This window comes from Vibrio sp. V42_P2S4T144, from assembly GCF_009904715.1.
In the GTDB taxonomy this organism is placed as follows: domain Bacteria; phylum Pseudomonadota; class Gammaproteobacteria; order Enterobacterales; family Vibrionaceae; genus Vibrio; species Vibrio alginolyticus.
The window spans coordinates 1-5,393 of record NZ_WXWS01000127.1 but is presented as its reverse complement, the minus strand read 5'-3'; the positions used below and the strand labels follow the sequence as shown (position 1 = coordinate 5,393).

Genomic DNA, 5,393 nt, shown 5'->3' with positions numbered 1-5,393 from the left:
TAGAGTAGGGTCATTGGCAATCTCGCCCCAGAAGACTCTTCTAAAATCGTCAAAGCTACTGAACTCTCTTCCTCTTAGCTTATCAGCAATTTGGGAGGGTATTGGAGCACCAAAGTCTTTACCCGCATCAGCTAACCAGAGACCAAAGATATCTTCGCCCTTACCAGTAACTACTCCGGGCTTATCTCTCTGGCTTTCTTTGTAAACCACATAAAGTGGTGCAATGCCTGAGCTTTCAGGGAATACCAAGATCGCATCACGCCAGTCTTTCTCTTCAGGCGCAGGCGTAACGGTGACGTTCGCATCGCTATCCGAGTGGATTGGCGTGACCAGTATATCGTCTTTTTCAAACCCATCACTATGATCGGGGGTAGTTTGCCAACTTGCTTCACCGTTTTCTTCTGGAGTCCAATATATGGTTGGTCCGTTCTCTTCAATCGCAACGGACAACTGACCATTGTTCCCTTGTTTCACATATTTGATGGGGATTCGTGTGTCATCTACATGATAGCCCTGTACGTGCGGATAAAACTCACCATCTTGGGGCTCGGTAATGTGGACACGAACGCGGCTTTGCGCCGTGGTTACTTGGCGTAAATCTTGGTCTGTGTATTGGGTGTTATCGCCAAATAAGCTTTGCTGCATGGCAAACAAAGCGCCAATACCTTCGACCTGCCAGCGGTAGCCCTCGACGATTTTGTCTTTCAATGTGCCGGCCAGTTTATCTAACTGCATCGCTGCGGTTTGGGTTTGCTGCATTTGCTCTGGGGAACCGGCGACAGCTGCGGAACTGCCCATAGCCATTTGTGCTTGTGTCGCTTGAATGGCGGGTATGACAGCAGCTGGGTTTGCATTGGCTTGTGCAAAGAAGAATGACCAAGGACCAAAGTTACTTATTGACTCTTGTTGGTCGCCAATTTCAATACATCCCTCTGGTCTGGTGCAGGATTTAGCGAACACGAGCGAGCTTGTGGCGTCTTTTAAATTGAGGATTACCACATCGCCTTCTATGCAATCGGCAGTGTTAATGGCTCTATATTTGGTCAACCCGAGCAATGGATCACTGTGCTGATAATGACTGTTGCGGATGTTGTTGTAAGTTTGTGGGCGCAGCGGCGGAAAGGTATTCTTTTTATCCGGTGCTTGTTGTTGCTGTTTCTCAGCAACAATAATTTCATCACCTACCGCAAGTGACAGAGGGTCGGCCTCAAACACTGGGTTAAGCAAGAGCAAGGCTTTAGCTCCCATACCATATAGTTCAGCGATGCTTTGCCAGTCTTCCCCTACCGTTACAATGTGCTTCGCTGCGGTTTGTTCCGCTTGCGTCTCATCGTTGTTACCTTCTGAGCGCGCTTCTTCCGGCTGTTTGACCGCATCAAACAATGCGGGGATATCCAACTTTATCCCGTTTTCACACAGCCAATCTTCACTGAGATTATCGAGCTCTTCACACGTGATTTGTCGCTCAAGATAAATGATGTATTGATTTTCGATGATTTGATCGGCTAATTTCCAATACACCAAAATAGCGCTTTGGTCTTTAGTAAAACCACGCTCGTCATTGAGCTTGTCTTGTGTCGATTGCGTAGCGTAAAACGCCCATTTTTCTTCCCCAAGAATTTTGTATTCTTGGACAAGTTCACCATCATTAAAGTGGTAGTAATAGCCTTCTGTAGGCAAACCTAAACGTTCACCCAATCGCACTGCAGGGACAACAGGTATAAAACCTTCCTCAGCTTTATGGCTGCCGGCTTTTTGTAATGTGACGGCTTCCAATGGTGTCAGTCCGAGATTGTCATCAGCGATGTGGATATTTAAACGCTTTGGCTCATCAAACACACATAACGCTGTGTAGCGGGTGCCTTGCTCGGTATTGGCTTGCTCCCAACGGGTCACCGCGTTCTCTTTTTCAGTTTTCGCTAAAACAAAGTCACTGTGCACCATTTTCTTTATGGTGGTATCCGAGCATCCGACTTCAAAGCTGTACTCAAATTCCTTGGTGATTTCCTCTTCACTTTCGGTTGCGATTCGCTGCGGCGTGTAAACTCGTTCGGGCGTCGAGGTTTCCCTGATACAAGAGCGGTAACCTCCCGTTGCTCTGGTGGTTTTCGTTATTGCTAACAAATTATTAGCCGCATCATCCGAAAGTTCAGAGATAACCTCAGAATTCAGCCGCCAAGTTTTAGGACCTATTGGGTCGTTGTAACTAAGTAGAGCGGGAATTTGAGGCGTATCACTCACGAGCACGAGATTGCCTTCGTAGAGATGCTGCTTTAGCTGTTCAAAAGTAAGATGTGAAGGAATAGCAGAGGCGATATCCGCTTCCGAAATATTATGGAAGTTGCCCTCTATCAATCCAAATTCATGAGACATTACTTCCGACAGTGGAAGAACTTTATAGGACACACAAATACCTAAAGTGAATACTAGTTATCACGGCACTAAGCAGTAAGCATGCCATTAACTTTCTTCTGCAAAATCAGCTAGGTAGGATGATAGTAGTGTATGCCGATACAATTTTTTGTTTATCGAGCCAAAAAGTTGGGTATAAATCCAAGAAGTTGGTCGGTGTTGGCTGTGGTCTTTGTGTACGGTAGCTGTTTAGCTGAAGCGATACATATGGTGTTTTTACCCGTGAATACATTCGTAGTGGGCACGTTGTGGATGTAATAGTTCTAAGAAGGCTTTGCCCCTTTCCTTGTTTCAGAGCTAATTTCTAGCTGCTCACTATGCTATAAATTATCTAATGTCATTTTTGAATCGAGAAGTAAGTTATGAGTAAAAAACTGTTGCCAGAAAAAGACCTTTTAGAAGGATTAACAAGTCATACTGCGCACACCGATGAATTCGCGACTACAAGTGAAAAAGATTGGAGGGCTTATTCGGAAGGTGCGGATAAGGCGGATATCGACTTTCTAGTTGAACGACGTGATGTTTTTGACTCTTCCCGAATTGAATTTGAGGAAGATGAACAAGACCGAGAACTAGTTAAGCAAAGAGAAAACTCCCCAGAAATTGACGTTGATATTGATGAGTTGTGAACCAGTATGTTTGTGTTTCGGAATTCATTACCAGAATCAAAAATGCCCCAAGTGTATCAACTTCTCATTTGTTTGAATTGCCACCCGACCGAAAAATAACAAAAGTTAGATTTAGCGATGATATGAGAGTAAAAGCTCTGCTTTAGTCCCTTAAATTGGATCATTTAGGGCTGGATCTATACGAACTAGCTAAAAAGCAGAGTAAATATTTAATAGTAACTAAGAATAAGCCTAACTGTTCTTTGAGAGATCCAGAGCTATGGTAGATTGATAGAACGGAGCTGAATAATCCTGAAAGATATGGTTGAACTGCTCACGGCTATCAAGCACAAAAGCAACTCGAACGTGGTCTAGGTCGTATGTCGTTAAAACAGAGCGTAACCAACCCGCCAATGAGTCCTCCAATAGCGCCCTACAGCCTACGAACCACACCCATGTTTGCTGATGACTTCGAATAATATCTAAGATCTCTGACTTGTATCGATACCCATCTCCCATTGACGTTAGGTCTATGTACACAACATTAGCACCTAGTCCATGGTTAGTGCGGTTGTACGTATCTTGAAGCTCTTTACCGCATTCACTAGCAAATGTGTGAAACCTCATCATGCCCAACTCCCAATAGCCATGTATTAAGCGTTCTGGTGTACCTACAGGCCAGCTATCAAAGGTGTATAAATTATCTTTACGCATACACAAAATTTATTTTTATGAACAGATTAGAAAAGTGGAGCCTAATGGTTGGACACATAAGCCAATACCTTAGGCGATTGATCCTGCTCAGCAGCAAATCTCTGTCTGCCAAAGTAGACTTTATCAGGGATGAGGTTATTGAGTTCCTGATGATTAAGCTCCTCATTATAAAACACGATGTAGTGCCCGATTTCAAGTTCCACTTTATGGGGCGTGCTGTAAGCTTTTAAGTTTCAGACTTCGCCATAATCGCTCAATAAAAACATTGTCGACCCAAGGACCATATGTTTCTCGAGGGACTGATAGGAATGTGGTAATTTTACAACGTTACCTTTAAGTCGTTGGTCAAATATGCAGACTTTTGATGCAATTTTATGCGAACTTTTGCTGCAAGTTGTTTTGTAACTATTTGAAATCATGTTCGTGATATGCGATCATATATTGCAGGCATCACTTTGAAAGCCCTGCGTTATCGCAGGGCTTTTTTCGTTTTTGAGCCTTCTTTTATTTTGGCTACGCTTGGTGTTCAACGTCTTCTGATGATCAAGCTTCTTGAGGTTATTTAGGTATAATTTATAATCTCATCCGCTCGATACCGAACTTTCGTGAAGATTGTTTAGGGTACGCTCGTCGAATAACCATTTTCACCTGGGATACTTTAATGATTTCAAAAAACCAATTAAAACTGCTTCGTGCTTTAGGTCAAAAGAAACAGCGTAAAGCGCATGGCTTATTCCTAGTTCAGGGTGAAAAGAACGTACTAGAGCTAGCAAGTAGTTCATTGAAGGTGAAGCAGGTTTTTGCAACAGCGGCATTTCTCGAACAAAATGCTGGTACGCTAAATCGTTTTGATTGTGTTGAAGCATCGCTTGATGAATTGACCAAAGCGAGCACGCTTGTGAGCAATAATGCGGCCATTGCTGTGGTTGAAATTCCGAGTGTAAAAGAGCCTCAAGCGAAAGGCTTGATGATTGCGCTAGATGGTGTATCCGACCCTGGTAATCTAGGTACGATTATTCGTGTTGCAGACTGGTATGGCATCAAGCACATTATTGCGAGTACAGATTGTGCTGATCCTTATAATCCTAAAACGATCAGTGCGACCATGGGCAGCTTTGGCCGCGTACAAGTGAGTTTGGTGGATTTGCCAAGTTATTTGGAACACGCCAAATTGCCAGTATATGGCGCGTTTTTGGAGGGAGAGAGCGTTCATAAAACGGATTTCGCTGCTGAAGGTATTTTGTTGATGGGCAGCGAATCTCATGGTGTGCGCGAAGCCGCAGCAAAATTCGTGACAGATAAGATCACGATTCCGGCGTTTGGCGGTGCCGAATCACTGAATGTCGCGATGGCGACTGGCATTATTTTAGACAACATGCGCCGCCAACATAGCTAACGCAACAATTACTTAATAACAAAGCCAGTCAATTTGACTGGCTTTGTTGTATTTATTGCCTAGAAAAATCAGCCTGGCTGAATCTTGCGTTTAACGAAATACAGTGAATGTTGTTCGGTGAGTTAATTTTGTTTTAGTTCAATAGGCTGTGCCTATAAATAAAATTACTCCTTTCCATTTAGTAAAATCAGGAAATTAGGCGACACTTATCTAAAGGCCGCAATAAAATGCCCTTAAGGAGATAAGAATGCATTCATTAAAAG

General features: G+C 43.4%; 4 protein-coding genes and 1 pseudogene. 2 read left to right on the top strand and 3 right to left on the bottom strand.

Annotation, left to right across the window (positions count from 1 at the left end; translation table 11 throughout):
* On the bottom strand, positions 1-2,406 hold a 2,406-nt coding region (locus CAG68_RS04220), incomplete at its 3' end, for a T6SS effector antibacterial DNase (RefSeq protein WP_337250504.1).
* A 368-nt stretch (positions 2,407-2,774) separates the two neighbouring features.
* Between CAG68_RS04220 and CAG68_RS04215 the strand changes: the two genes are divergently transcribed.
* Positions 2,775-3,041 (top strand): hypothetical protein, encoded by a 267-nt coding sequence (locus CAG68_RS04215; protein ID WP_161440817.1) that lies wholly within the window; start codon positions 2,775-2,777, stop codon positions 3,039-3,041.
* Between the two features lie 231 nt (positions 3,042-3,272).
* Here CAG68_RS04215 and CAG68_RS04210 read toward each other — a convergent pair whose 3' ends face one another.
* Both CAG68_RS04210 and CAG68_RS04205 read right to left on the bottom strand, forming a co-directional pair.
* On the bottom strand, positions 3,273-3,734 hold the full coding sequence (locus tag CAG68_RS04210; protein ID WP_161440816.1) for a hypothetical protein: 462 nt from the start codon (positions 3,732-3,734) through the stop codon (positions 3,273-3,275).
* Positions 3,735-3,775: 41 nt separating this feature from the next.
* Positions 3,776-4,016 (bottom strand): annotated as a pseudogene (locus CAG68_RS04205) (IS3-like element ISAfe17 family transposase); the annotation flags it as partial.
* Between the two features lie 379 nt (positions 4,017-4,395).
* Between CAG68_RS04205 and CAG68_RS04200 the strand changes: the two are divergent.
* Positions 4,396-5,130: an RNA methyltransferase gene (locus CAG68_RS04200; protein WP_005378485.1), complete on the top strand. Its 735-nt coding sequence runs from the start codon at positions 4,396-4,398 to the stop codon at positions 5,128-5,130.
* Positions 5,131-5,393: the final 263 nt, after the last annotated feature.

Excerpts from the sequence above, each read along its gene's own strand:
- CAG68_RS04215 (WP_161440817.1), top strand. The coding sequence starts at position 2,775 with ATGAGTAAAAAACTGTTGCCAGAAAAAGACCTTTTAGAAGGATTAACA.
- CAG68_RS04200 (WP_005378485.1), top strand. The coding sequence starts at position 4,396 with ATGATTTCAAAAAACCAATTAAAACTGCTTCGTGCTTTAGGTCAAAAG.
- CAG68_RS04210 (WP_161440816.1), bottom strand. The coding sequence starts at position 3,734 with ATGCGTAAAGATAATTTATACACCTTTGATAGCTGGCCTGTAGGTACA.